Source organism: Paenibacillus sp. J22R56, from assembly GCF_056269375.1.
The window spans coordinates 264,698-291,463 of sequence record NZ_JBWDNV010000004.1; the positions used below are offsets into that span (position 1 = coordinate 264,698).

Consider the following 26,766-nt stretch of genomic DNA (forward strand, 5'->3'; position numbering starts at 1 on the left):
GGATCCTTCCTGTATAATCAATTGCTGAAAGCAAACGCTAGGTAACTAAATAATTAACTATGTTTACCTCCGGGTAGTGAAGGGGTGCTGCAAATATGTCGGATCAAACGATTATCCGATTCGAGCAAGTGACGAAGCAATATGACGACCAGACAACGGTCCTCGCCGAAGTCAGCTTCGAGATTGAAAAAGGCAAGTTTTACACGCTGCTTGGCCCTTCGGGCTGCGGCAAAACAACGATCCTACGGCTGATCGCTGGGTTCATCGAACCATCCAAGGGTCAGATTTATTTTAACGGCAAGGTCATTAACCGCATTCCGCCGAACGAGCGCCAAGTGAACACTGTCTTCCAAGACTACGCGTTGTTCCCGCATCTGAATGTGTTCGAGAACGTCGCCTTTGGCCTCCGCATCAAGAAGCTCAAGAACACAGCCGTCACGGCAAAAGTAAAAGAAGCGCTCCGCTTCGTTAACCTGGAAGGCTACGAGACACGCAATATTAGCGAAATGTCCGGCGGCCAGCGCCAGCGTGTGGCGATCGCACGCGCGATCGTCAACGAGCCGGAAGTGATCCTGCTGGACGAGCCGCTCTCCGCGCTGGACCTGAAGCTCCGCACCGAGATGCAATACGAACTCAGAGAGCTGCAGCGCCGCCTTGGTATTACATTTATTTTCGTTACGCATGACCAGGAAGAAGCGCTTGCGATGTCTGATGAGATCTTCGTCCTGAACCAGGGCAAGATCGAGCAAAGCGGCACGCCTAATGATATTTACGATGAGCCGATTAACCGGTTCGTGGCTGATTTTATCGGGGAATCCAATATTGTTGCCGGCCGTATGAAGCAGGACTTCGAGGTTGAATTCGCTGGACGTACGTTCGAGTGTGTCGACCAAGGTCTTAATCCCAACGAACCTGTCGAGATCGTCATTCGTCCGGAGGATCTGGAAATCACGAAGTCGGAGCAGGGTAAACTGCAGGTACGTGTAGATTCGCAGCTGTTCCGCGGTGTCCATTACGAGATCTCCTGCTACGACGAAGCGGGCAACGAATGGCTTGTCCACTCTACGAAGAAAGCAACAGTAGGCGAGCAGATCGGGCTGTACTTTGATCCAGAAGCGGTTCACGTTATGCGCCTTGGCGAGACGGAGGAAGAGTTCGATAAGCGGCTGGACGCCTACAGCGAGGGACAAGATGAGAACTAATACACGTAACTTCTATCTCGCCCCGTATCTGTTGTGGATTGTACTGTTCGTTATTGCGCCAATCGTGCTGGTTGTGTACTACTCCTTCTTCGATGTAGAGGGGAACTTTACGTTCGGTAATTACGAGAAATTTTTCACACCTGTCTATCTGAAAATGACGTTAAGCTCGTTCTGGTACGCCTTTCTGATCACGGCTTTCTCGCTCCTAGTCGCCTATCCGGCGGCCTACTTGCTGACGAAGACGAAGCATAAGCAGCTATGGCTGCTGCTTATTATTTTGCCAAGCTGGATTAACCTGCTGCTGAAGGCATATGCCTTCCTTGGCCTGTTTGGTACATACGGCTTCGTGAACGGTGTCTTAAAATTCATCGGCATCGGTACCCAGCAAATCCTGTTTACCGACTTCAGCTTTATATTCGTATCGGTCTATATCTTTATCCCGTTTATGATCCTGCCGATCTTCAACTCGCTCGAGGAGCTTAATCCATCGCTCGTCTTCGCGGCGCGGGATCTTGGAGCATCACCATGGGGGGCGTTTCGCCGGGTTATTTTCCCGCTTACCTTAAGCGGTGTGAAGTCCGGCTGCCAAGCGGTCTTTATTCCCGCACTGTCGCTCTTCATGATTACGCGGCTTATTGCCGGCAACCGAGTCATCACACTGGGTACGGCGATTGAGCAACATTTTCTCGTTACCCAGGACTGGGGAATGGGCGCGACAATTGCGGTGTTCCTAATTATCGCGATGGTGATCATTATGCTGTTAACAGGCAGCAGCAGAAAGAGAGGGCTGCAAAATGAAAACCGGAAAGCTGTCTAATGTGTATCTGATCGCCGTATTTATCATTTTGTACGCGCCGATCTTCTATCTGATCTTCTACTCGTTCAACAGCGGCGGAGCGATGCGCAACTTTGAGGGCTTTACCTTCGAGTGGTACCAAGAGGTATTCGCGGATACCCGCCTGCTTATTATTGTGCTAAACACGTTCATTGTAGCGCTGCTGTCGTCAGCGATCTCGGTCCTGTTCGGTATTGCCGGCGCGCTTGCGATTCACTATGTAAAAAGACGCCAACCAAAGAACGCGCTGCTTTCCCTTAATAACGTGCTAATTGTCAGTCCGGATGTTATTGTGGGTGCTTCGTTCTTAATCCTGTTTACTATTATTGGCATTAAACTTGGCTTCGTGTCCGTGCTGCTGTCGCATATCGCGTTCAGCGTACCAATCGTCGTTATTATGGTGCTGCCGAAGCTGCAGGAAATGAGCCCAACGCTGATCGATGCGGCCCGCGACCTTGGTGCAAGCAGCTGGCATGTGCTGACGCGTGTTATTATTCCGTTTATCAAACCGGGCATCTTTGCCGGATTCTTTATGGCATTAACTTACTCGCTGGACGACTTTGCGGTAACCTTCTTCGTAACGGGCAACGGGTTCTCCACCTTATCGGTTGAGATCTACTCGCGGGCCCGCCAAGGGATTGCATTGTCGATCAATGCCCTGTCGACGTTGATCTTCCTGTTCACCATAGTGCTGGTCATCGGCTACTACTTCATCAATCAGCGGAATAACCGGACTTCGGCTCGATCGGAGGGACGGAGATGAAATCATTAGTTCAGACATTCGTCGCCGTGCTGATCGTGTCTTTTGGACTCATGTACTTGACCTCCTACCTCAATAAGAGCGAAGGCTACACGGGTAAAGATACGCTCACGATCTACAACTGGGGCGATTATATCGACCCTGACCTGCTGGATGAATTCCAGAAGGAGACCGGCATCAAGGTCATCTACCAGACGTTTGATTCCAACGAAGCGATGATGACGAAGATCGAGCAGGGCGGGACGACGTTCGACGTCAGTGTTCCTTCTGAATATGCGATTGATAAAATGAAACAAGAGAACCTGCTGCTTCCGCTCGATAAGAGCAAGCTGCCGAATCTCAAATACATTGATCCAAGCTTCATGAACCTTAGCTTTGATCCGGATAACCAATACTCCATTCCTTATTTCTGGGGAACCGTAGGGATTGTCTACAACCCAGATAAGACCGATCTCACCTTCAAGAGCTGGGCGGATTTGTGGAATCCAAGTCTCAAGAATCAGATTCTGCTGCTCGACGGTGCACGTGAAGTAATCGGAATGGGGCTGAACAGCCTGCATTATTCGCTCAACGATACGAATGAAGAGCATCTGCAGGAGGCGAAGGCGAAGCTGAGTACGCTGACGCCGAATGTGAAAGCCATCGTAGGTGATGAGATCAAGCTGCTGCTTGCGAATGAAGAGGCGGCGGTTGGTCTTGTGTGGTCTGGTGACGCTTCTGAGATCATGAGTGAGAACGAGAAGCTGGATTACGTTGTACCGGAGGAAGGCTCGAACCTGTGGTTCGATAATATGGTTATTCCAAAGACGGCGAGGAATATCGAGGGCGCGCATGAGTTCATCAACTTCATGCTGGATCCGGAGCATGCGGCGCAGAATGCCGAATACGTCGGCTATTCCACTCCGAATGCCAAGGCACTGGAATATTTGCCGGAGGAGATCTCGGGGGATAAGCGGTTCTATCCGGACAAAGAGCTCACCGAGAAGCTTGAAGTCTACCAGAATCTCGGGAAAAAAATGCTCTCCCATTATAACGAATTATTTTTGGAGTTCAAGATGCATCGCAAGTAAAATTTTACATTTAATGGTATAACCGTGCTAACGGTCGATCAGAAGTCCTTAATTTAGACAAATTAGGACCTCTAACGGCTGTGGGCACGGTTTTTATTTTGTCGAAAAATAGCAGGTAATATAATTCCCAGCATTAATTATCGACTGAAAACGCTGTCATTCAAGGAAAATTCAGGATGAATATAGTACAAAATGATCAATTTTTGTCGAATTATAAGAAAGATTGCGAAAGTGCTGATTCCATGGATCTATCGTGCTATACTGAGGTTCGAGTATTTACTAGGTACATTTTAGCAGTAAAGGATACAGATACATGTTCTATCGGCCGGAACCCATAGATGATCGCTCCCTTAATAGGGTGCAACTGTCAGAAATGGATAACGAATTGGAAATCGACAATGAGCTGGACCTTAAGCTCTAGTAGGTTTGTCTCGTTATTTTGTGTCTGTAGATACCAGATTATGGTATAAGAACTATAAGCGTTACATACTGTAAAAACTATCAAACTATGAGGTGAACCGAAGTGACGATCAAAAAGAAACTAATCGTATCCACTATTGCAGCAAGCTTAGCAGCAACAGCATTTGCAGGTATTCCGCTGAGCAACAAAGGTTTGGCAGAAAAATTAGGTTTTAATGCAACGGCTTATGCTGCAACTTATGAAGATCAGATTATCGCAGATGTGAATGAATGGCATGCAGCTCTTAGCGAAAATGATAAAGCAGCTCTGAGAGCTCTTCGTACAGAGATTCAAAGCATTCCGGTTGCTGACCTGAAAGTAGCTATCCAGCCAGTAACAGATAACTTCAAGGCAAGCTTGGAGTCAGGAGATATCGATCTTATTGAAGAGCTGTACACGAAGTTGATTGCATTTACCTTCGATTCGGAGCTATCTTACTTCGATGATATCCGTGCTAAAACGGAGTATAAGGATGTTGTGAAGAAACTTGCTGCTAAAGCTGAAGTGACAGATCTTAAGGTTGAAGATCTGGCTTATTACTTCCTCCAAGTAAAGGAAAATGTACTTGCTAGTCTGGATGATCTTTCCGATACAGAGGTTAAAGCCTTGGCTTCTAACCCAACGGGACTTCTGACTATTCTTCAAAATTCTGTAGCTTCGGTTCCGAATAACGACACAGCAAACAAGGTAAAAGCAGTTTTCGCTTATTACAAAGTAACGAAAGAAGAGCTTCAAAGCTCTGCTGTTAATCTTCTTCTTAAGGTTGACGTAACGAAAGTTCAAGCAGCTTTCAATGCAATTGTAAATGCTTATCTGGAACTGAGAACTGACGACAGCGGCAGTGGTACTGGTGGCGTAGTTGGCGACGGAGAAGAACCAGTTGTTAAAATTCCTACTGCTGTAACAGACTTGCTCAAAGGCTTTAAAGATCAACTGGCTGCTGCACCGGATGCTGAGAAACCAGCTCTGATTGCTAAAGCTATTGCAGCTGCTCAAGCGCTTGTTACTCAATTGGCGAACCAGGATCTGTCTAAGGATGTAACTGTCTCCGGCGGAACAGCATCTCTGCAAGTATCAAGTTCTAGCGTTCTGTCCGCGATCGCGGGTATTGGTGAACTTCTGAAAACAGCTAAAGAGCTGGCTCCAGGTGCAACTTTACCTCCAGTAGTTCTGAACATCAACCTTGGCAATATCGCTCAGAACGATGTGAATATCGGTCTGAATAACGCAGTTATTCAAGAAGCGATCAAAGCAGGTCTTAGCGGTATTAACCTGACAGTGAATGGTCTGAGCGCAGTACTTCCAGTTGGTGGTCAATTCAATGGAGCAGTTGACTTCAAAATCAACAAATCCAAAGCAGATTCCACTACAACTGGCGGTCTTCAAGCAGCTTCGGATGTATACAGCTTTGGCCTGTCGATCGGCGGTCAATCCGTAACATTGTTCACACAACCTATCATTGTTAGTGTTCCACTTGGTAACGTAGACGGCGTCGATAAAGAATTGTTGTCCCTTGCGAAGATCGTTGACGGCAAGCTTGTATTCCAAGGTGGTTCCGTACAAGGCAACACAATCGTTGAACACCGTGATACGTTCTCCCAATATGTTGTTGTAGAGAACAAAGTAACCTTCTCCGATATCGCATCTGTTCAAGCATGGGCAGGCCGCGCAATCGAAGTTATCGCAGCAAAAGGTGCAATCGAAGGCAAAAAAGCCGGCGTATTCGCTCCTAAAGATAACGTAACTCGCGCTGAGTTTGCGAAGATGCTGACTCGTGCACTTGATCTGGATAACAGCCTGGCGAAAGAAAGCTTCGCTGACGTTGCAGACTCCAACTGGGCAGCTCCTTACATCGGTGCAGCTTCGCAGCTTGGTATTATCCAAGGCCGTTCGGCTACGAAATTCGATCCGAATGCACAAATCACACGTGCAGAGATGGCAACAATGATCGCTCGTGCATTGAAAGTAACCAAAGGTGCAACAGATGTTGCTGACGTTAATGCGGCTCTTGCTAACTTCAAGGATGCAAGCTCGATTAGTGCAGCACTCAAAGCAGGCGTAGCATTCGCTTCGAAGCACGAAATCGTAATCGGTAATAACGGTAAATTCGCTCCAAATGCTTCGGCAACACGTGCTGAAGCAGCAGTTATGATCTACCGCGCAGTTAACTTCAAATAGATTAATAGGACCATAGACCCTCTTCTCAGACTTGCTGTTGATGGGAAGAGGGTTTTTTATTGAAAAATATTAAGAATTAAGCACTATTAACAGTTTTTACCTTTATATCTTGGGACTATAGTAGTAAAATTACATAAGACAACTAGGCTTACAGAAGGAGGTATATAGTGTCTGAGGAACTAGATTTACGCGAGTATTTTCTTATCGTGAGGAAGAGAATGGCACTGATTGTCATTTTTGTTCTGGTATGTACAGTAGCAGCAGGTGTTTATACCAAGTTGTTTAAGGATCCAATCTACGAGGCTTCGACTAAGATTGTTGTGAATCAGAACAGTCAGCAGCAGCTTTCTCTTGGTCAACTGGATCTGAATCAAATTAACTCTAACATCAAGATGATAGATACCTATAAAGAGGTCATCAAGACACCTGCAATTCTGGGTAAGGTAGCTGAGCAGTATCCACAGCTTGGATTATCGGCTAAGGAACTTGCAGAGAAGATTCAAGTAAGTTCTGTGAATGATACTCAGGTTATGACACTAGCTGTTCAGGATGTGTCATATAAGCAAGCGGCGGAGATTGTTAACGCAATCTCAATTGTTTTCCAGAAGGAAATCCCGAATATCTTCAACATCGAGAACGTATCCATCCTGAATGAAGCGGTGGTAGATGATCAGCCTGCTCCTGTCGGACCCAATGTGGTGCTGAACGTCATCATCAGTTTCGTGGTATCCCTTATGGTAGCGGTTGGCTTAGCCTTCTTGCTCGAGTATATGGATGACACGATCAAGACGGAAGCCGATGTGCTGCGTTACTTGGGTCAACCAACATTAGCGATGGTTGCGCGGGTGGATGCGAATGAATTAACTGGTACAAATAGTGGTCGTAGGACAGACAGACAACAGGCGGGAGGATTCGAGAATGTCACAATCGGAGAATAGACGCCGGCTCATTACAGTAGTCAATCCACGTTCCCCAGTATCAGAGACGTATCGGACTCTTCGGACGAATATCGAATTCGCTTCCGTTGATGAAGCGCTGCAGGTCATTATGGTTTCATCCGCCGGTCCTGGTGAAGGGAAGTCTACCACCATCGCGAACCTGGCTGTAGCTTTCAGCCAATCTGACCGCAAGGTCTTACTGATCGATGCCGATATGCGAAAGCCTACAGCACATAAGTCGTTCCGAATTTCTAACCGCTTTGGCTTGTCCTCGGTAATCTCACAGCAATGTACCCTGCAAGAGGTTCTTCAATCCTCGGATATACCGAATCTGGATATCATGACTTCCGGCCCGATTCCTCCGAATCCGGCTGAGATGCTAGCGTCCAAGCGGATGACCGCTTTGTTGGAAGAACTTAAAGGTATATACGATATTGTACTTATCGATACGCCGCCCCTACTGGCAGTGACTGACGCACAGATTGCATCAACTAAGAGTGATGGTGTTGTCCTGGTCGTTGATCAAGGCAGAGTGAAGCGTCAATTCGCGCAAAGAGCGATTCAGAATTTGCAAAATGTAAATGCCAGAATTCTTGGTGTTGTGTTGAACAATGTGAAGCGCCGCTCGAATGAAGAAGCTTATTACTATTACTACGGTGCTGACGGGAAGTAAAGTAAGCTGAATGGCTTAAGGTAATGCCTGCTGCACCTTTATCACTGCGGGTACTCGGTCACACTGTGGGTCTTATTAGACCTTAGGCATGATTGCCAAGGGTGTGATGTGAGGAGGGGTTTAATGCCCCGTTTTATATGTAATAAATGTTCGAGCTATGTTTTCCTGCCGAAGGAAGGCATAGCTCGTATATTTATACCTACCTCGTGTTTATTCAATCAATACCATCATACATAGACAAATTAGAGAGAGAAGAAAGAAAAGAGAGGGAAAAACAATGACAAAAGTTAGGAAGGCAATTATCCCAGCCGCAGGTTTAGGAACCCGGTTCCTGCCAGCAACCAAAGCAATGCCGAAGGAAATGCTTCCGATTGTCGACAAGCCTACCATTCAGTACATTGTGGAGGAAGCTGTTGCCTCGGGAATCGAAGACATTATTATCGTTACGGGTAAGGGTAAGCGTGCGATCGAAGATCACTTCGACAACGCCTTCGAGCTGGAACAGAACCTGATGGAGAAAGGCAAGCTAACTCTCCTAAGTGAAGTGCAGAAATCTTCAAAGGTGGATATTCATTTCATTCGCCAGAAGGAAGCGAAGGGTCTTGGCCATGCCGTATGGTGTGCCCGCAATTTCATTGGAGATGAACCATTTGCAGTCCTTCTTGGTGATGATATCGTAGATGCCGAAGTTCCTTGTACAAGACAGCTGATGGATCAGTTCGAGCAGACAGGAAGATCTGTTATCGGAGTAAAGCCTGTTCCGATGAACGAGACGGAGCGTTATGGCATCGTCGAGTACAGCGAGAAGAATGGCTTGTTAAGCTTAGTTGATCGTTTTATTGAAAAGCCGACTCCTGGTACAACGAAGTCGAACCTGGCGATTATGGGGCGTTATGTTCTAACCCCGGAAATTTTTAAGTTTCTGCAAAAGCAAGAGAAAGGCGCCGGCGGCGAGATTCAACTGACCGATGCTATTCAGAAGCTGAATGAATCCCAGGGTGTGTATGCCTATGAATTCGAAGGAAAACGTTACGATGTTGGCGAGAAGTTAGGTTTTATTACAACAACACTTGATTATGCGCTTCGGAACGAATCATTAAAGGGTCCATTGCTGGAAGCAATGAAGGAGATTTTACAGAGAGAGCTAATCCATAAATCGAATTAATACGGGGGAGATTATTGTATGGCGTTATCGCCTCTTCGGAAAGAATCCGAGATGACATTTGACAGCCATGTATCTATTGCACATAAAGCTCAAGCTCAGACCAGAAGTGCCAAACGGACTTATCTTATGGTTAAACGAATGATTGATCTTGTTGGTGCAGCATGTGGACTAATTATATTATCACCATTATTACTTGTTATAGCTCTCTTGATTAAGCTGGAGAACCCGAAAGCACCAGTCTTCTTCTATCAGAATCGGGTTGGAATCAATGAAAAGAATTTCCGAATGTTTAAATTTCGCTCTATGGTTCCGAATGCAGAGGACTTATTGACAGATCTCTTACATAAGAATGAGATAGAAGGTCACATGTTCAAGATGAAACATGACCCAAGAATTACAACTGTTGGAAGGTTTATCCGTCGCACCAGTATTGATGAACTTCCGCAATTGTGGAATGTGGTTCGAGGCAATATGTCGCTCGTTGGCCCTCGCCCGCCTCTTCCGAGAGAAGTGGCTGAATACAGCAGCTATGATAAACTCCGCCTTCGTGTGAAGCCAGGCTGTACCGGACTGTGGCAAGTAAGCGGCCGGAATGAGCTTGGTTTCAAAGAAATGGTGGAGCTGGATCTTGAATATATAGAAAAAAGAAATGTGCTCTTCGATCTGCAGATCATTATGAAGACGGCGAAAGCCATGATCGGATCGGAAGACGCATACTAGAGAGAAGGAGTGGATAGAGAGTGGAATTACATTCTAAGATTTTTGTAGCAGGACACAGAGGATTGGTGGGTTCTGCTATTCTAAGAGCTCTTGAGGCTAAGGGCTATCACAATCTTGTCTATCGCACCCGTGCTGAACTTGATCTATTGAATAGAGACCGGGTTCTTTCTTTCTTCGAGGAAGAAGGAATCGAATATGTATTCCTTGCGGCTGCTAAGGTTGGTGGTATCGTTGCAAACAATGAGTATCCGGCAGACTTTATTCGTGACAATATCTTGATTCAGACGAATGTCATTGATGCCGCATACCGCAATAACGTGAAGAAGTTGCTGTTCCTGGGCTCGACTTGTATTTATCCAAAGTTTGCTCCACAGCCAATGAAGGAAGAATACTTGCTCACGGGTGTACTCGAACCTACGAATGAGCCTTACGCGATCGCGAAGATTGCAGGCATTACAATGTGCCATTCCTATAACCGTCAATACGGTACCCAGTACATTTCGGTTATGCCAACGAACATGTATGGACCTAATGATAACTTCGACCTCAAGACTTCGCATGTCCTTCCTGCACTGATCCGTAAGTTCCATGAAGCGAAAGTTAATCAATCTCCAGAAGTAGAGGTATGGGGAACTGGAACACCTCGCAGAGAATTCCTGCATTCCGATGATCTGGCAGATGCTTGTCTCTTCCTAATGAATACTTACGAAGAGAATGAGATTGTTAATATCGGTGTAGGTGAAGATATCTCTATCAAAGAATTAGCTTACCTCATCAAAGAGGTAGTTGGATATGAAGGAGAGATTGTGTTTAATACATCTGCTCCAGACGGCACACCAAGGAAATTAGTTGATGTTACGAAGATTAATGGACTTGGCTGGAAGGCTTCCATTCCTCTTGATGATGGAATCAAGGCCGTTTACGAAACCTTTCAGAATGATTACCTGGTTAGACAATAAAATTAGAGATAGAGAATAGAGGAGTGGAAACGATGACTAAGCGTGCGTTAATTACTGGTGTAACAGGACAAGATGGTTCCTATTTGGCAGAATTCCTTTTGGAGAAAGGCTATGAAGTACACGGAGTCATTCGCCGCAGCTCGTCCTACAATCAAGAACGTCTGGAAGATCTTCTTACGGAAGAAGAAGCGAAGAGCATTCTGAATAACCAGAACTTCCATCTCCATTATGGCGATGTCACAGATGGACTGAACATTACGCGCCTAATTAGTGAGATTCAACCGGATGAAATCTATAACCTCGCTGCACAATCGCATGTACGTGTATCCTTCGATATGCCTGGCTATACCTTGGACGTTGATGGTAAGGGGACTTTAAATATTCTTGAAGCAGTCAAGTTCCTCGGCTTAACCGAGAAAACCCGTATATACCAAGCTTCCACTTCTGAGCTTTACGGTAAAGTTCAAGAAGTCCCTCAGAAAGAGACAACTCCGTTTTATCCTCGCTCTCCTTACGGCGTTGCGAAGATTTATGGGTTCTGGATTACGAAGAACTATCGTGAATCCTATAACATGTTCGCCGTTAACGGAATTCTATTCAATCATGAGTCGGAACGCCGCGGTGAAACTTTCGTTACACGGAAGATTACACTCGCTGCAGCAAGGATTGCACAAGGCAAACAACAAAAAATACAGCTTGGTAACCTGGATTCCCTGCGTGACTGGGGTTATGCAAGAGATTATGTAGAATGCATGTGGCTGATCCTTCAGCATGATAAACCAGAAGATTTCGTTATTGCTACAGGTGAGATGCACTCGGTTCGTGAGTTCGTGGAGCTGTCATTCAAGCATGTAGGAATCAATATCGAATGGCAAGGTAATGGGGTAGATGAGAAGGGTATTAACAAAGACACCAGCGAAGTGATTGTAGAAGTAGACCCGACTTTCTTCAGACCGGCAGAGGTAGAACAATTACTTGGTGATCCTACTAAAGCAAGAACCCTATTAGGATGGAATCCAACTAAGACTTCATTCGAGGAGCTTGTAAGGATCATGGTGAAGTACGATATGGCAAAAGTAAGTTCGGAAGAAGGAAGCAGAAAAATGTTCGATGGGGTGCTGGTGTAGAAAATGGCGACCCGTGAATCAAAGGTGAAAAAAAAGCTGCTTATCTATGCTCATTATTATCATCCGGATGTAGCATCGACAGGCCAGATCCTGAAGGAGCTGGCCGAAGGGATGCTGGATTCCTTCGAGATTACAGTCATTTGTGTAGTTCCTTCCTATACAGGTGCGGTTGCTACCGAATATAAAACTAAGTTGTTCTATTACGAAGAGATTAATGGCGTCAAAGTCATTCGGATTCGAGTGCCGGAATTCACGAAGAGCAGCAAAGTAAGCAGAATTAAGAACATTTTGGCTTACTTCCTGGGTGCAATGATGGCAACGTTTAAGGCTGGTAAGATGGATTATGTCTATTCGATCTCGCAACCGCCTGTACTTGGAGGTCTTATCGGAGTCTGGGGCAAATGGATGAAGCGGGCTAAGTATATCTACAACATTCAGGACTTTAACCCAGAGCAGACCATGGCTGTTGGTTATAGCAAGAACAAAATGATTCTTAATGCGATGTTATGGCTTGATAAGTTTAGCTGCAAAGCTTCTGATAAGGTCATTGTTGTTGGCCGTGATATGGTAGAAACGGTGAAAGAAAGATTCAAAGGGAAGAATATTCCTAATCATTCCTTCATTAATAACTGGATTGATGAGAAAGAAATTTACCCGCTATCCTCCGATCATGAACAAGTACTAGCGTTTAAGAAGAAATACGGATTAGACAATAAGTTCGTCATTATGTATTCCGGTAATATTGGCCTCTACTATGATCTTGAGAATATGATGCATGTCATTAAGGAATTTAAGGATCGTGAAGACGTTGTATTTGCCTTTATCGGAGAAGGATCAGTGTTAAATAATCTTGTCTCTTATAAGGATGAGTACAACCTAACAAATGTAACCTTTATCCCTTATCAGAAAAAATCGGATCTGATCTTTAGCCTCAATGCCGGTGATGTTCATTGGTGTATTAATGCTAAGGGAATTAAGGGAGTATCTGTTCCAAGTAAGCTGTACGGTATTATGGCAGCGGGCAAACCAATATTGGGTGTGCTGGAAGAAGGATCTGAAGCACGCTTAATTATTGAAGAAACCGGATGCGGCTATGTAACTGCACCAGGTAATTATGATGAGGTTGAGGCCATTATCGAGAGATTCCTTGACGAGAAACAATCAAATACTCCTGATGAAATGAGCAAACGTGCCAGAGCCTTCTTGGTTAAGAATCTGACGAAGGATGTTTCTATTAACAAATATATTCACGAGATTAGTATTTAACGAAGTCGAGGTTATCCATATGAATAGTAATTGGTTCAAGCTCTTGATGAAGGCAAGCAAAGTGAGGTTTGGGAAGAACTTGTTGCTGAAAGGTATGCCTGTAATCTTTAATAAAGCCGGGGCTGAGCTTTCTATTGGTGACAATGTCACAATTAACTCATCGTTCTTATCTAATCTTGTAGGTCTATATCAAAGAACAATAATTGTGACGAGAACACCAGAAGCCAAGATTGTAATTGGTAATAATGTCGGTATTTCGGGCGCAACGATTTATGCGAGAAAAAGCATTGTAATCGGTGATAATACACTGATTGGTGGTAACACAAAAGTTATTGATAATGATTTCCACCCAATTGATCCAATAGTAAGAAAAATTACTCCAAATGATCATATGGGTATTCGATCAATTGAGATCGGCGAGAACGTGTTTATTGGCTGTAACTGCATGATATTAAAAGGCACTAGAATAGGCGATAATGCTGTAATTGGAGCGGGAAGTGTAGTTAGTGGTGAGATACCAGCTAATTGTGTGGCTGCTGGAAATCCTGCTAGAGTAATTCGCCATTTAGAGATGAATGAAATGAAGGTAACTCTATGAAAAAGAAAAAGGTATGTTTTATAGCCCAATTTCCACCTCCAATTCATGGCTTATCAAAGGCAGTCGAGACTCTTTATAATTCAAAGCTTGTAGAAGAGTTCACTTACGAAAAAGTGGATATTTGCAGCAATAAACTTATCGCTCAAAACTTACTTCGAATATGGAAAAGCAAAGCTGACTTATTTTATTTAACAATAAGCCAAACTAAGTTTGGTAATGTACGAGATCTTATTATTCTTAAATTATTAAGTATTAAGAAAAAAAAGTGTCTGGTTCATTTACATGGTGGCTATTACCGGGAATTAATAGACAACAAGGTAGGGAAATTACAATCTAAACTAAATTATAGTGCTATTAGTAAGCTGGAAGGTGTCATAGTTCTAAGTGAATCATTAAAGTCAATTTTTTCTGGCATGATAGCGGAAGACAAAGTTTTTATTGTACCCAATTGTGTAGATGATCAGTATTTAATGACCAATGAGGAATTTGAAGCTAAAGTAGAATCGATTCATGAAAGAAAGGTTTTGAACGTTTTATATCTTAGTAATTTTATTAAATCAAAAGGATATTTTGAAGTGTTAGAAATGGCAAAAGTAGAGAAAAGTAGAATCGAATCTGGAGAGCACAAGAGATTTCATTTTAATTTTGCTGGGAGATTTTTTGACCAATTGGATAAAGATTCTTTTATTAATTATATTGAGAAAAACGAACTTAGTGATGTGATTACCTTCCACGGCGAAGTTAGTGGTCAGAAGAAAATAGAACTTTTGAGTATTTGTCATATATTCACTTTAATTACCCGCTATCCTAATGAAGGTCAGCCTATCTCTATACTAGAGGCAATGGGGAACGGGATGACCATTCTAACAACTGATCATGCAGGAATCCCTGACATTGTGAAAGATGGAGTTAACGGGAGAGTAATAAATAAGATTCAACAAGAGAATTCAAGGGAACTATACGATGGATTATATTGCAGCAAAGAAACAATGATTTGTAATAGAAATTTGATTCTAAAGAATTACATGGAATCAATGTATCTTAAGCGAGTACAAGAAATATTTGCTGCTTTATCAGATAATGAGGGTGTAAATAAGAGAGTTGTCACTAAGTATTCCCAAGAGAAAGTTGAAAAATTAGGGATGTGAAATAATTAATGAAAAAGTTTCTTTATGTTGCCCCTGTTTTGATAGATGATAATAAATTTGACGGAGTAGCTAAAAAAGTTCTAAATCAAGTCTCTATATTTGCGAAAAAGTATGAATGCACTTTGATGTCTTATGGTACAGATGGACTCAGAAAAAGTGATTCTACAGGAGTTAAGACTATTAGTTCTAATAATTCAACGCATCGAAGATTTAGTCTTTATAATGCGGTAAGAGAACTTATCAAAACCGAGAACTTTGATTATGTCTATGTTAGATACCCGAGAAGTGAATTAAACTTTATTAAATTGTTAAAGAGTATTAAAGAAAGTGGTTCAAGAATTGTAGTCGAAATACCTACCTTTCCTTATCATGGTGAAATAGGTAAAGGCGTCATTTCTAAAGTAATAGCTGCGATGGATATTCTATTTAGAACACAGCTTAAGAAGTATGTTGAAAGAATAATAACTTATTCAAACGATGAAGTTATTTTTGGTATTGAAACAATAAAAACGATTAATGGAGTAGTATTCGAGAACATTGAATGCAAAGAGGATAGTCAGATTGATAATACGATTACTTTAATAGGAGTAGCCGCAATACGATCGGTACAAGGCTGGGATAGAATTATTAAAGGGATGAGTAACTATTACAAAAATAAAGGTACACATAAAATTATTTTTAACATAGTAGGAGAAGGCCCTCACTTGAATCAGTATCGTAATTTAGTTGCTGAGTATGGGCTGGAAGAGAAGATTATATTTCATGGTTTCCAATCAGGTGCAGCATTAGATAGTTTATATAATAGTGCGGATATTGGAATTAATTCGATTGCAATTCATCGAGATAAGTTGAAAACAGAGAGTACACTAAAAACAAAAGAATATGTGGCTAAGGGACTCCCTATCGTCTCATCTTATCCAGTAGATGCATTTGAAGTTGAAGATCATCAGAGGTTTGTTCTTGAAGTAACACCTGATGAAACTCCGATACAGATGGAATCAATAATTAATTTTTATAATCGTCTTCAGGGAATTACATCTTTACCTCAGGGTATTAGGGAAGCAGCCCAGAAGAAATGTGACATGTTTGTAACTCTTGAAAGAGTGTTTGATTACTTTGATCTAATGGGTGAAACAAGATGGCAAAAAAGTTAGATATTAATTCTCAAAATGTAATTGTATATATAAGTATGTTTTACCCCTTTGATTATAAAGGGGAAACGTTCTTGGCTACTGAGATGAATCATCTTGAAAAACTCGATCAGAGGGGAATGAGAAAATTTATTTTCCCTATATGGGCGAAAAGGGATAAGAAAGCAATTGCGGAAACTCCGGGTTTTCAAATTATTGATTCTATTCCTGATTACTCAAAGTACAATAAATTAACTTGGTGCCTACTGGCGCTTTTTGATTTAAATTTTTATAAAGAATTAATTGTGCTAAAAAAAAGCCATCGTTTGAATGTGAAAAATTTTATTAAACTAATAGGTTTCGCAGGACAAGGCAATTATTTAGCTGCTCAATTAAAAAAATATATTAAGAACAAGATCAAGCCTGAATCAAATTTGACTCTATATTCATACTGGTTGCATCTTCAGGCGTATGCTGCAGTTAAAGTTTCTAAAAAGATCAACTCTAAGTATAATATTAGTTCTATTTCTAGGTGTCATAGATTTGATGTTTACGAATATGCAGCGGATGGATATATCCCTTTTAGAAATTATATTTTTAAAGGTTTGGATGAGGTTCATGCTATATCACAAGATGGAATCGATTATATTAAAAAAAATTACGATATTGATCAAACTAAGCTGAGAATTAGTCGGTTAGGTACAGAAGATAAAGGTCATAAGATATCACCTAAAGATAAATGTCTAAAAATTCTATCGTGTTCATGGATGAGACCAGTAAAGAGAAATGGATTAATTTTAGAGGCGTTAAAAAAACTTGATTTTGAAATAGAGTGGGTCCATATAGGGGATGGAGAGGAGTTTAATAAAATACAGAACGAAATTAATATGCTTAATTACAATAATATTAGGTGTAATCTAATGGGGAATATGAATAATGAACAAGTTATTAATTACTATAAAGAGAATGATTTCAATGTATTCGTAAACGTTAGTCGTAGCGAGGGAGTACCGGTGTCTATAATGGAGGCAATGTCTTTTGGGAAAGTGATAATAGCTACTGATGTCGGAGGAACAAAAGAAATTGTAAAATCCGGGGTCAATGGTTTTTTGTTACCAGAACAGTTAAGTGTTCAGGAACTGGCTGATAGGCTTAAAGAAATTTATGAGATGAGTGAGCAAAGGTATACCGAAATGTGTAGAGAGTCTCGGTATATTTGGGAAGAATTTTGTGATGCAGGTACTAATTATAAAGCATTTAATAACTTAATAACAGAGAAGAAGAATGTAGTCTCAATAAAGACATAATGAGGACGGTATCCATTATGGTTAATAATGAATTGAAAAACAAGCTTCAAGCGATCGACCAACAAGAAAAATATAGAGGGTTAACTCTTAGATCAATTCTAGTAATGATTTCATTCGTCGAATCAGTTTATATTGCATTCCAACCTCCGGCTAGAGCAGGTATGGAGATGATGTGGATAATACCTTTATCGTTTGGTCTTGCTCTAATAATATTTGGAGACATTATTAAACACCATAAAGGTGGTGTAGGGCTAAAAGTATTTTACATAATTGAGATAATCAGATATCTTGTGCAGCCATATTTAATTCTTTTATCTGAAGGGGCATTATCTGCAAATCGAATGCCAAACGCTGAACCTAATTCATATAAGATTTCAATATTAATTTATTGTATTGAGTTGCTCATGACCTGCCTTGCAATTAAGAAATGGTATCCAAGATATACTAATAGATTTAATTCGATTGATACTCGCACAAGTAATAGAAGCGGTCATGGGAAGCTAAGGGCAAGTGGAATCATTGCAATATTTCTATGTGTTTGTATTTTATTGTACAGACTTCCTATTTGGTATCCTGCTATGAATATTCTTTTAATAAAGCAAGCATCCTCGGATACCAGCATACTTTTGGAGGCAACATTAATAAATTGTGTAAAGGCATTAATATTTGTAAACTTTCTTCGCTTAACAAAGGATAGTATTAGATTTAGTGGTAGATATTATTTGTTCTTATCTATGTCTATTGTAACGGGTATTTTTAATTTTATTATTTACTTTGGTACTAATAGATCTTTTATTGTAGAGAGCGCTATTGCAACAATAGCTATTATTATTTTCTCCTTTCCAGAGTATCGGAAGAGAATTTTAACTATTACTGTTCCTGTTGCTGCAATAATAATTATAACCATGTTTGTAAAGAAACAATTTGGAGTAGATAATGCGAGTGATTTTTCCTCTTCAGCTGTGTCTATTCAAGATATATCAAACATCTTTGAAGAATATATAAATGGATTTTGGACGGTGGCCAGATCATACCAGGCATCACTCGATTTAACAGTGACACAATCAACATACGCACTTATTAAAGATATTACTCAAGGTCTACTTGTTGTATTGGATCTCCCAGGATTAGGGGGGATATTGAATTCGACTGAAGATCTGAAGTCATCTTCTGACTTAATGAAAAATTCATTAGGATCAATTGATAGAGGACAAATGTTGTCATTCTCAGGAGGAATGTTGATAGTTGGTGGTAAGTTATTTGGGTGGATTCTGGTCTTTATAGGAAATTATTTTGGAGTTAAAATTTTAACACGATTTGAGGTTCAGTCGAAAAAGGGAACTAATTATTTCTACAAATATATGCATTTATGGATGGCTGTCTTATTCGCTCTAATACATTGTTATGCCCTTCAAACAATTATATATAGTTGGTCAAAATTTATTTTGTTCTATTGGTTCATCCTCTGGCTAAACAAGTTTGTAATAAGTAGTAGATCGGATTATGTAGCTGATAAATATCCCAGTTAAGAGTCCTATGAAAGGGGAGGAAACTATGAAGGTTCATTTGAATTTGCAGGAAATGAATAACAATTTATCGGGTATTGGTGTGTTCGAGAGAGAGATTGCTCGTAGGCTCAGCCTAAAAAATGAACATCAGTTGATAGGTGGGTTATTTGATCCTAAAAGTTTTATAAACAACAATAAGTATCAACTATTTAATTTTCCTGTCGAGGTATCCCCATTTAGAGCTCAATGGATATTTAATTATTTTGACATTAGAAAGAAACTTCCAATTATTAAATACAACATGTTATTTCGAAAAAAATCTAATGTATATGTTTTCTTTTCTTATAGATTACCAAGATGTAAAATTGACGGAAAAATAATTGCATGTATACACGATTTAATCCCTTTAAAAACTGAGATGGAAAACAAGGGTGTTGTAGATAATTATATTGAGTCAGTTAAAGATGTTGCCGATCGCGCTGATATTATTGTAACGGTATCTGAAAACTCTAAAACAGACATTATCGATTATCTTGGTGTTACGCCTGAAAAAATTCGGATAATACATAATGGTGTTGAATTAAGTGTATTTAGTAATCCAATTAGTCTAGAAACAATGCAATTAGTTCGTGAAGAGTATACTCTGCCAGAGAAATATATTTTATATTTTGGATCTTCAAGAAAACATAAAAATGTGGAAACGCTGATAAGGGCATATTCACAATTACCCGAAGAGATAAAAGTTGAGTATAAATTAGTAATTACCAATCCAAATGAGTCGATAAGAAAACTTGCATACATTGAAAATCAAAATCAGCATATTGTTTTTGTTAATGCAATTAGTGATGAGCATAAAGCTGCCGTATATCAAATGTCATCCCTAAAAGTATTGTTATCGTTATATGAAGGGTTCGGTATTCCAGTTATAGAAGCGATGGCAGCTAGAGTTCCAGTCATTGCTTCGAATTGCTCTTCTATTCCTGAGGTTGCTGGTAATGCTGCAATATTAGTTGATCCCCTTAATGTGCAGGAAATTGTGGATGCAATGAAAAATGTTCTAACTGATGAGGCCCTACGTAATTCCTTAATTGAGAAAGGAATTGCAAATGTTGAAAAGTATACCTGGGAATCTGCAGCACAGAAATTTAGTCACATAATTAATGAAATAAGTGACAATATCAATTAATAAAGGTTCTTTATATAATAATTAATCTTCAAACGTATTAATATTCATTCAATTTATAGACTTTTGAGGAGTACCTTTATAATGGGGAAAAGTCGAACGGAATATTCTATTAGAAATTCAACAGTTGCCTTAGTATCACAGGCAATAATGATTGTATTAAGCTTTGTTACACGCACTATTTTTATAAACTTGCTAGGAGCCTCGTATCTAGGGATTAATGGTTTATTCACCAATATTCTTATGGTGTTATCTTTTGCAGAACTTGGATTTGGAACAGCGATAATATATGCTTTATATAAGCCGCTTGCCGAAAATGATCATAAGGGCATTAGTGCACTAGTTAATTTCTACAAGAAAGTATATAGAGCTATTGGTATTATTATATTAGTTGTTGGACTTTCTTTAATAACACAATTGAATTATTTAATAAAAGATACATCTGAATTGCCAGCGGATTTACCGCCACTATGGATCATTTATCTTATTTATTTACTTAATACGACAGTGAGTTATTTTTTTAGTTACAAACGTTCGATTATTATTGCAAGTCAAAATGGTTATATTGACTCTCTTAATCAACTGGTTTTTACATTAATCAGAAATGTACTTCAGATATTGGTTTTAGTTATATTTAAAAATTTCGTGCTTTTTTTGATCATTCAGATCATATGTACTTTCTTGTCCAATGTTTTCATATCTATTAAAGCAGATCGTTTATTTCCATATTTAAAAGAAAATAAGCAAGAACGGTTAGATAAAAATAGTTTAAAGTCAATCTCAAAAAATGTTTTAGCCATGTCTTTTCATAAATTGGGGTCTGTAGTTGTAAGTGGTACAGATAATATCTTAATTTCTAAGTATATTGGTGTGGTTGTAACGGGTTATTATTCAAACTACTTGTTACTAACAACAACATTAAAAGCAGTATATTCTCAACTATTATCATCAATTACGGCAAGTGTTGGTAACTTAGTTAATACCAAATCTGAAGACGAGGTATATTATTTTTATAAAAAGCTCTTTTTTTTAAATGCATATATTGCAATTGTATTTACTACGTGTTTAGCAACCTTGGCAAATCCTTTTATTAAGCTGCTTTGGGGCAAGGAATATGTTTTTTCGAATTTAATTGTTTTACTTATTATGTTTGTTTTCTTTATTAATTGTATGAGACAAGTTTGTAATATTTTCATTGATACTAATGGACTCTTCTGGCAAATTAAGTGGAAGTCATTGATTGAAGCAATCCTTAATTTAGTCGCAGCATTAATTTTTGTTGGTCCACTAAATTTGGGGATATCAGGAATTGTTATGGGTACTGTAATAAGTTGTTTATTTACTAATTTTTGGTGGGAACCATACGTTGTTTACAAACATGCTTTAAAAAAACCCTTGTATAATTATTTTGTTATGTATGGAAAATATTCAGGAGTATTATTAATTAGTGTTCTTTTAATATTTTCAGTTGATTCATTTATTAGTATAAACGAATTAATGGACTTTATAATTAAAGTTGTTATTTCAGCATTAGTTCCTAATGCAATTCTTTGGATTATGTATAGAAAGACGGATGAGTATAAATATATTATTTCAATAGTAGGGAAGATTATATTGAAGTTTAAGAAATTGAATAAAAAAGAACAAATGAGTATTTAATCCAAAATAGCTATAAGTAAGAGGTGATATTAAGATGAAGCTAGTGCTTCTTTCCGGTGGATCAGGCAAACGCCTTTGGCCACTCTCCAACGATGCGCGGTCTAAACAATTTTTGAAAGTTTTGGAGAACGATGATCAACAACATGTCTCTATGGTACAAAGAGTGTGGGGGCAAATCAGTGATTGTGGATTAGCGGATTCTAGCTATATCGCAACAGGAAAAGCTCAGATCGAGATGATGCATAACCAGATCGGACCTTCTGTCCCGCTTATTATTGAGCCGGAAAGAAGAGATACGTTCCCAGCCATAGCCTTAACAGCTGCATATTTATACTCTGTAGCCAATGTGGATTTGAATGAAGTCATAGCAATCTTACCAGTGGACCCTTATGTGGAGGGCCACTTTTTTTATGCCGTTAAACAGTTAGAGGATACTATCCAGACAACACAAGCGGATTTAGCACTTATTGGAGTGAAGCCGACATATCCTTCTGCAAAGTACGGTTACATCATTCCTGAGCAGGAACAATTTGTGACTAACGGTGTACTTAAAGTTAGTCATTTTCAAGAAAAGCCCTCAGAAGAAGCGGCTGTCGGACTAATTGAACAACAAGCTTTATGGAACTGCGGTGTGTTCTCCTTCAAACTTGGATATCTCATTAATATCCTGAAAGATAAGGGATATCCATTGCAATACGAGCAACTTGTAGAGCAATATCATGAGCTGCCTAAGATAAGCTTCGATTATGAGGTCGTTGAGAAGACCAAAAACATCGTAGTGGTGCCTTATGATGGTTATTGGAAGGACCTTGGTACATGGAACACGTTAACGGAAGAGATGGGGCAGAGTCAGATCGGGCGAGGGACGATTAGTGAGGACTGTATCAATACTCATCTGGTTAATGAGCTCGAAATTCCGGTTACCATTCTTGGGGTATCCAATGTAGTTGTTGCTGTGAGTCCCGATGGCATTCTAGTCACGGATAAGAGTTCTAGCCCGCGGATTAAAGATTTCATTAATTATGATCAAGGACCGATGTTCGAAGAGAGAGAATGGGGCTGGGCGCGGATCCTGGATGATGAGCGTTATGAGGATGGCCGAACGGTTATTACGAAACGGATTGCTATTAAAGAGGGCAAAAATCTTAATTATCTCATGCATCTGTATCGAGAAGAGGTATGGACTATTGTGAAAGGTGAAGGGGAATTCGTTCAGAACGGAGTTCCAATGAAAGTGAAGGCTGGTAACGTGCTGCATATTCCAATTAAGACGCTCCATGGTCTGAAGGCCATTACGGATATGGAGATGATTGTTGTTCATAGTGGTTACTCGGAAGAAGATAAGGTAATGGAATTGTATTCGACATGGTCAGAGATGACCGAACATTGCCTTAATATATCGATGAGTTAATGCAGACAATCGCCTACTATATTTCTGATTATGGGTATGGTCATGCCACTCGCAGCATCGCAGTTATTCGTACCTTACTTCGTCAAGCGAGCAGTAGTTATCGAATTATCATTTGTTCCTCTGACAATGTGTTGTCTTTCTTTCGAGCTTCATTACATGAACATCTAGGGTCTATTGTTTATCGAAGTTGTATTTCAGATGTTGGCTATGTCCTAAAGGTCGGAACAATTGAACCAGATTTGCCGGCTTTTAGAACAAAGTACAACGAGTATATGAAGGTCCTATCTCCAGAGGTTGCTCGGGAGGTGGATTTTCTAAGGACAAACGAAGTGGATCTCGTTATCTCGGATATATCTCCAATTGCATTTGTTGCAGCCAATAAGGCTGAAGTGACATCAGTTGGGCTGTCTAATTTCACATGGTATACCGCTTATCAAGAAATGATTGAACGGTATGCTTTATTACCTCTATATAAAGCATACTCTATGATGGATTACTTCATTTGCTTGGAAGGAGCAGATGAACCTGAATGGGGTAGAAGAGGTTCATTGCAAGCGGGTTTCTTCAGCAGAGAAATAGATCAGCGAGAAGTTATTAGAATCCAACAGACGATTAACCCTGGTAACAGGAAGAGAATCGTCTATTTCGGCATTGGAATGAGTATAAATGTACAGGACCTTGCCGAGATGAAGCTTTGGAAGAACAATGATTATCTCTTTATTGTATCGAGCAATATGAAGGTCACTCATGAGAACGTCATATCTATTCCGGCTTCTTATACAGAGTCACAGAATTATGTAGCTGCATCAGATTTTGTTATAAGTAAGCCTGGATGGAGTACGGTTGGTGAAGCCGTTGTACTTCAGAAACCGCTGATCCTGCTGCATCGAAGTTCGATGAGGGAAGATGAGAATACGATTCGTGCTCTTCAGTCTATTCACCCCTACCAAATGGCAGAGTGGGAGCATTTAATAGAGGGTAATATGCAAGACCTTATAAATAGAGAGTACTCATTTGCAGATAAGCAGCTAAGAAATGAAATCACTCAGATTGTTGCTTATCTCAATCAAATTGTAAGGAGTGGATGAGGATGAAGCTAGCTGTTATTGGTACTGGTTATGTTGGCTTAGTCTCGGGGGTATGTTTCTCAGAGCTTGGCAATGAGGTCATCTGCGTAGATAATGCCGCATCAAAGATTGAATTATTGAATAGTGGCGAAGTCCCAATTCACGAACCGGGTCTTAAGGAGCTTATTGCTAGTAATACTGCCGCAGGCCGTTTGTCCTTTACGACAGATTTGGCTGCAGCGGTTAGCAACTCAGAGATTATTATTATAGCGGTTGGAACGCCGTCCTTGCCAGATGGAAAGGCAAACCTGGCTTACATCGAACAGGCTGCAGAAGAGATCGGGCGAGCGATTGATGATTATAAAGTGGTAGTTGTGAAGAGTACGGTGCCAGTAGGGACCAATGAGAAAGTCGCCGACATTATTAGAAATCATGCTGCAGCATCATTTGATTTTGCCTCCGTTCCAGAATTCTTGCGTGAAGGAACAGCAGTACGGGATACACTTAACCCTGACCGAATTATTATTGGGACGGTAAGTGATCGAGCGGCGGAGCTGCTTACTGAGCTGCACAGACCACTAACCGATCAAATCACAATTACAGACGTTCGCAGCTCGGAAATGATTAAATATGCTTCAAATGCTTTCCTTGCAACTAAGATTTCCTTCATTAATGAGATCGCGAATATCTGTGAGAAGGTAGGGGCGGATGTAGAGGAAGTTGCGAAGGGTATGGGGATGGATCGGCGGATTGGCTCTTCTTTCTTGAAGGCGGGCATTGGATACGGTGGATCTTGCTTCCCGAAAGATACACAAGCTCTAATCCAAATTGCTGGGCAGATGGATTATGACTTCAAGCTGCTGAAGTCTGTCGTGGAAGTTAATCGTGATCAACGATTTAATGTGATCCGTAAGCTTGATGAGTTATTAGGGGACGTTGCTGGACGGACGATTGGTATCTGGGGATTGGCATTCAAGCCAGAAACAGACGATGTTCGTGATGCACCAGCCTTTGAGATTATTGAAGCTTTATTGGAGCGGGGAGCACAAGTGAAAGCTTATGACCCAATTGCTTCTAATAATTTTGAAAAAATCTTTAACCGTCCCGAAGTGGAATATTGCGAATCAGCACAGGATGCGGCTGAAGGTGCAGATGCACTTTGTATTCTTACAGAGTGGAAAGAGTTTATTGATATTCCACTGACCGATATTCAGAAATGGCTGAAGACACCTAATCTGATTGATGGTAGAAATATTTACAGGGAAGAAGAGCTGGAGGCAACACCGTTCGCTTACTACTCGATTGGTCGTCCGAAGATGAACAATGGTGTGAAAGAAACGAATCCGATCTTATCCTTCTAAAATTATGAATAGGCAGGTCATTAAGGATATGTCTCAGAAAAAAACAAAAAAGAAGAAGCTAAAACCGTGGATGAAGTGGGTAATGGGTACCGCTTCATTTTTTGTTGTTGTGGCTTTGATCTTCACAGGAATAGCCTATTACTATATCAAGAACATTGATATTGAGGATATTGCATCGCGTCATAGCAATGATACTTTAGCTACTGGGGAGAAGTCAGAGTCTAAGTTACCTTCTATCATTGAGAAGCCTGTTGAGAAAGCTAGTCAGTTAATTGGTGGAGATAAGATCGATAGCGCAGATGCCCTTGATGTTGCCGCCATTCTTCTTAATTCCGGACTTAGCTTAAAGCAGATCTCTTACCTTCAGGGGAATGCGACATATGATCTATCTGTTGAAGAGAAGACAAAAATGCGGGAGTTATTATTGTCTAAACTCTCTGATGAGGAAATACAATTATTGAGATCAATTACCAAGCAGTATGGTATTGGACTTAACATATTAAACCCTGATTATCCAATTGAATGGGTAGGGGAGAGAGATCCTCAGAAGTTGAAGGAGAACGGTGAAGCTTGGAAAAAGATGAACCAGCAATCCAGTGGTTCAACAAAATCAACTGACTCCGATACTAAGCAAGAAGAGAAGCCAACTGAGCCAGAAAAGAAGCCAACAGTAGAGCTAGCCTCTGATCAGAAGCAATTAAAGCAATCCATCGACTCAACAACTCAGTCTAAGCTCAACTCGTTATCCGGCACCTGCAAGGCCAAAAGCAATTCCATCCTAAATCAAATTGTCGGAAGTGCAGAAGGTGTATCCTTAGCCGATCTACAGAGTAAGTTTCTAGGGAAAGTCGTGGAGGCCGAAGGGTCTTGTGATGCGCAGTTCCAGGGCATCATGAGCCAAGCGGCCTCTAGTTATGCTGACGCAGGTATTGATAGCTCTGCGATGCCAGATTGGAGTGCCAAGTACGAAGCTAGTAAGCAAAGTGTACGGGCATCCGCAATTAGTGCCATTGCTAAAGCTATTAAATCATAAATAAGAGG

General features: G+C 40.7%; 23 protein-coding genes. All 23 read left to right on the top strand.

Going from position 1 to position 26,766, the window contains the following annotated elements; genetic code table 11:
- The first annotated feature begins 95 nt into the window (after nt 1–95).
- The 23 genes from AC0YNT_RS11920 to AC0YNT_RS12030 all read left to right on the top strand — a co-directional run bounded on the left by AC0YNT_RS11920 (nt 96) and on the right by AC0YNT_RS12030 (nt 26,758).
- Nucleotides 96–1,202, top strand: a complete 1,107-nt coding sequence (locus tag AC0YNT_RS11920) for an ABC transporter ATP-binding protein (RefSeq protein WP_475804753.1) — start codon at nt 96–98, stop codon at nt 1,200–1,202.
- Nucleotides 1,192–2,019 (top strand): ABC transporter permease, encoded by an 828-nt coding sequence (locus AC0YNT_RS11925; RefSeq protein WP_167278395.1) that lies wholly within the window; start codon nt 1,192–1,194, stop codon nt 2,017–2,019. The genes AC0YNT_RS11920 and AC0YNT_RS11925 overlap by 11 nt, the downstream gene beginning before the upstream one ends.
- Nucleotides 1,997–2,800: an ABC transporter permease gene (locus AC0YNT_RS11930; RefSeq protein WP_167278396.1), complete on the top strand. Its 804-nt coding sequence runs from the start codon at nt 1,997–1,999 to the stop codon at nt 2,798–2,800. The genes AC0YNT_RS11925 and AC0YNT_RS11930 overlap by 23 nt, the downstream gene beginning before the upstream one ends.
- Entirely contained in the window at nt 2,797–3,867 is a 1,071-nt protein-coding gene (locus tag AC0YNT_RS11935; RefSeq protein WP_475804754.1) for an ABC transporter substrate-binding protein, read from the top strand. The genes AC0YNT_RS11930 and AC0YNT_RS11935 overlap by 4 nt, the downstream gene beginning before the upstream one ends.
- A 523-nt stretch (nt 3,868–4,390) precedes the next feature.
- A complete protein-coding gene (locus AC0YNT_RS11940) occupies nt 4,391–6,505 on the top strand; it encodes an S-layer homology domain-containing protein (protein WP_475804755.1) in 2,115 nt (704 codons plus the stop codon).
- A gap of 167 nt (nt 6,506–6,672) precedes the next feature.
- Nucleotides 6,673–7,443 (top strand): YveK family protein, encoded by a 771-nt coding sequence (locus AC0YNT_RS11945; RefSeq protein WP_475804756.1) that lies wholly within the window; start codon nt 6,673–6,675, stop codon nt 7,441–7,443.
- Nucleotides 7,424–8,116: a CpsD/CapB family tyrosine-protein kinase gene (locus tag AC0YNT_RS11950; RefSeq protein ID WP_475804757.1), complete on the top strand. Its 693-nt coding sequence runs from the start codon at nt 7,424–7,426 to the stop codon at nt 8,114–8,116. Before AC0YNT_RS11945 ends, AC0YNT_RS11950 begins: the two co-directional genes overlap by 20 nt.
- A 277-nt stretch (nt 8,117–8,393) precedes the next feature.
- On the top strand, nt 8,394–9,281 hold the full coding sequence (gene galU / locus AC0YNT_RS11955) for a UTP--glucose-1-phosphate uridylyltransferase GalU (protein WP_475804758.1): 888 nt from the start codon (nt 8,394–8,396) through the stop codon (nt 9,279–9,281).
- 18 nt (nt 9,282–9,299) lie between these two features.
- Nucleotides 9,300–10,001 carry a sugar transferase gene (locus tag AC0YNT_RS11960; RefSeq protein ID WP_475804759.1) on the top strand — a complete coding sequence of 234 codons (702 nt, stop codon included), beginning with the start codon at nt 9,300–9,302 and terminating at the stop codon, nt 9,999–10,001.
- A gap of 20 nt (nt 10,002–10,021) precedes the next feature.
- Complete coding sequence (fcl, locus tag AC0YNT_RS11965; RefSeq protein WP_475804760.1) at nt 10,022–10,960, top strand: GDP-L-fucose synthase; 939 nt, start codon at nt 10,022–10,024, stop codon at nt 10,958–10,960.
- Between the two features lie 32 nt (nt 10,961–10,992).
- Entirely contained in the window at nt 10,993–12,087 is a 1,095-nt protein-coding gene (gmd, locus tag AC0YNT_RS11970) for a GDP-mannose 4,6-dehydratase (protein ID WP_475804761.1), read from the top strand.
- A 3-nt stretch (nt 12,088–12,090) separates the two neighbouring features.
- Nucleotides 12,091–13,353 carry a glycosyltransferase family 4 protein gene (locus AC0YNT_RS11975; RefSeq protein ID WP_475804762.1) on the top strand — a complete coding sequence of 421 codons (1,263 nt, stop codon included), beginning with the start codon at nt 12,091–12,093 and terminating at the stop codon, nt 13,351–13,353.
- Between the two features lie 19 nt (nt 13,354–13,372).
- Complete coding sequence (locus tag AC0YNT_RS11980; protein ID WP_475804763.1) at nt 13,373–13,951, top strand: acyltransferase; 579 nt, start codon at nt 13,373–13,375, stop codon at nt 13,949–13,951.
- On the top strand, nt 13,948–15,099 hold the full coding sequence (locus AC0YNT_RS11985) for a glycosyltransferase (RefSeq protein WP_475804764.1): 1,152 nt from the start codon (nt 13,948–13,950) through the stop codon (nt 15,097–15,099). The genes AC0YNT_RS11980 and AC0YNT_RS11985 overlap by 4 nt, the downstream gene beginning before the upstream one ends.
- An 8-nt stretch (nt 15,100–15,107) precedes the next feature.
- A complete protein-coding gene (locus tag AC0YNT_RS11990) occupies nt 15,108–16,253 on the top strand; it encodes a glycosyltransferase (RefSeq protein ID WP_475804765.1) in 1,146 nt (381 codons plus the stop codon).
- The gene (locus tag AC0YNT_RS11995) at nt 16,238–17,536 is read left to right on the top strand and encodes a glycosyltransferase (RefSeq protein WP_475804766.1); all 1,299 of its coding nucleotides are present in this window, start codon (nt 16,238–16,240) and stop codon (nt 17,534–17,536) included. The genes AC0YNT_RS11990 and AC0YNT_RS11995 overlap by 16 nt, the downstream gene beginning before the upstream one ends.
- Nucleotides 17,537–17,553: 17 nt before the next feature.
- A complete protein-coding gene (locus tag AC0YNT_RS12000; protein WP_475804767.1) occupies nt 17,554–19,065 on the top strand; it encodes a hypothetical protein in 1,512 nt (503 codons plus the stop codon).
- Nucleotides 19,066–19,090: 25 nt separating this feature from the next.
- On the top strand, nt 19,091–20,230 hold the full coding sequence (locus AC0YNT_RS12005) for a glycosyltransferase family 4 protein (RefSeq protein WP_475804768.1): 1,140 nt from the start codon (nt 19,091–19,093) through the stop codon (nt 20,228–20,230).
- Nucleotides 20,231–20,311: 81 nt separating this feature from the next.
- A complete protein-coding gene (locus tag AC0YNT_RS12010) occupies nt 20,312–21,886 on the top strand; it encodes a lipopolysaccharide biosynthesis protein (protein ID WP_475804769.1) in 1,575 nt (524 codons plus the stop codon).
- 34 nt (nt 21,887–21,920) lie between these two features.
- The gene (locus AC0YNT_RS12015) at nt 21,921–23,297 is read left to right on the top strand and encodes a sugar phosphate nucleotidyltransferase (RefSeq protein ID WP_475804770.1); all 1,377 of its coding nucleotides are present in this window, start codon (nt 21,921–21,923) and stop codon (nt 23,295–23,297) included.
- A gap of 305 nt (nt 23,298–23,602) precedes the next feature.
- The gene (locus tag AC0YNT_RS12020) at nt 23,603–24,385 is read left to right on the top strand and encodes a hypothetical protein (protein ID WP_475804771.1); all 783 of its coding nucleotides are present in this window, start codon (nt 23,603–23,605) and stop codon (nt 24,383–24,385) included.
- Between the two features lie 2 nt (nt 24,386–24,387).
- On the top strand, nt 24,388–25,725 hold the full coding sequence (locus AC0YNT_RS12025) for a UDP-glucose dehydrogenase family protein (protein WP_475804772.1): 1,338 nt from the start codon (nt 24,388–24,390) through the stop codon (nt 25,723–25,725).
- A 28-nt stretch (nt 25,726–25,753) separates the two neighbouring features.
- Nucleotides 25,754–26,758, top strand: coding sequence for a hypothetical protein (locus AC0YNT_RS12030; protein ID WP_475804773.1), 1,005 nt, complete (start codon nt 25,754–25,756; stop codon nt 26,756–26,758).
- The last annotated feature ends 8 nt before the right edge of the window (nt 26,759–26,766 follow it).

Bases quoted from the DNA above. Each gene is read 5' to 3' on its own strand.
- AC0YNT_RS11920 (WP_475804753.1), top strand. From the start codon at position 96: ATGTCGGATCAAACGATTATCCGATTCGAGCAAGTGACGAAGCAATAT.
- AC0YNT_RS11925 (WP_167278395.1), top strand. From the start codon at position 1,192: ATGAGAACTAATACACGTAACTTCTATCTCGCCCCGTATCTGTTGTGG.
- AC0YNT_RS11930 (WP_167278396.1), top strand. From the start codon at position 1,997: ATGAAAACCGGAAAGCTGTCTAATGTGTATCTGATCGCCGTATTTATC.
- AC0YNT_RS11935 (WP_475804754.1), top strand. From the start codon at position 2,797: ATGAAATCATTAGTTCAGACATTCGTCGCCGTGCTGATCGTGTCTTTT.
- AC0YNT_RS11950 (WP_475804757.1), top strand. From the start codon at position 7,424: ATGTCACAATCGGAGAATAGACGCCGGCTCATTACAGTAGTCAATCCA.
- galU (WP_475804758.1), top strand. From the start codon at position 8,394: ATGACAAAAGTTAGGAAGGCAATTATCCCAGCCGCAGGTTTAGGAACC.
- AC0YNT_RS11960 (WP_475804759.1), top strand. From the start codon at position 9,300: ATGGCGTTATCGCCTCTTCGGAAAGAATCCGAGATGACATTTGACAGC.
- gmd (WP_475804761.1), top strand. From the start codon at position 10,993: ATGACTAAGCGTGCGTTAATTACTGGTGTAACAGGACAAGATGGTTCC.
- AC0YNT_RS11975 (WP_475804762.1), top strand. From the start codon at position 12,091: ATGGCGACCCGTGAATCAAAGGTGAAAAAAAAGCTGCTTATCTATGCT.
- AC0YNT_RS11980 (WP_475804763.1), top strand. From the start codon at position 13,373: ATGAATAGTAATTGGTTCAAGCTCTTGATGAAGGCAAGCAAAGTGAGG.
- AC0YNT_RS11985 (WP_475804764.1), top strand. From the start codon at position 13,948: ATGAAAAAGAAAAAGGTATGTTTTATAGCCCAATTTCCACCTCCAATT.
- AC0YNT_RS11990 (WP_475804765.1), top strand. From the start codon at position 15,108: ATGAAAAAGTTTCTTTATGTTGCCCCTGTTTTGATAGATGATAATAAA.
- AC0YNT_RS11995 (WP_475804766.1), top strand. From the start codon at position 16,238: ATGGCAAAAAAGTTAGATATTAATTCTCAAAATGTAATTGTATATATA.
- AC0YNT_RS12000 (WP_475804767.1), top strand. From the start codon at position 17,554: ATGGTTAATAATGAATTGAAAAACAAGCTTCAAGCGATCGACCAACAA.
- AC0YNT_RS12005 (WP_475804768.1), top strand. From the start codon at position 19,091: ATGAAGGTTCATTTGAATTTGCAGGAAATGAATAACAATTTATCGGGT.
- AC0YNT_RS12010 (WP_475804769.1), top strand. From the start codon at position 20,312: ATGGGGAAAAGTCGAACGGAATATTCTATTAGAAATTCAACAGTTGCC.
- AC0YNT_RS12015 (WP_475804770.1), top strand. From the start codon at position 21,921: ATGAAGCTAGTGCTTCTTTCCGGTGGATCAGGCAAACGCCTTTGGCCA.
- AC0YNT_RS12025 (WP_475804772.1), top strand. From the start codon at position 24,388: ATGAAGCTAGCTGTTATTGGTACTGGTTATGTTGGCTTAGTCTCGGGG.
- AC0YNT_RS12030 (WP_475804773.1), top strand. From the start codon at position 25,754: ATGTCTCAGAAAAAAACAAAAAAGAAGAAGCTAAAACCGTGGATGAAG.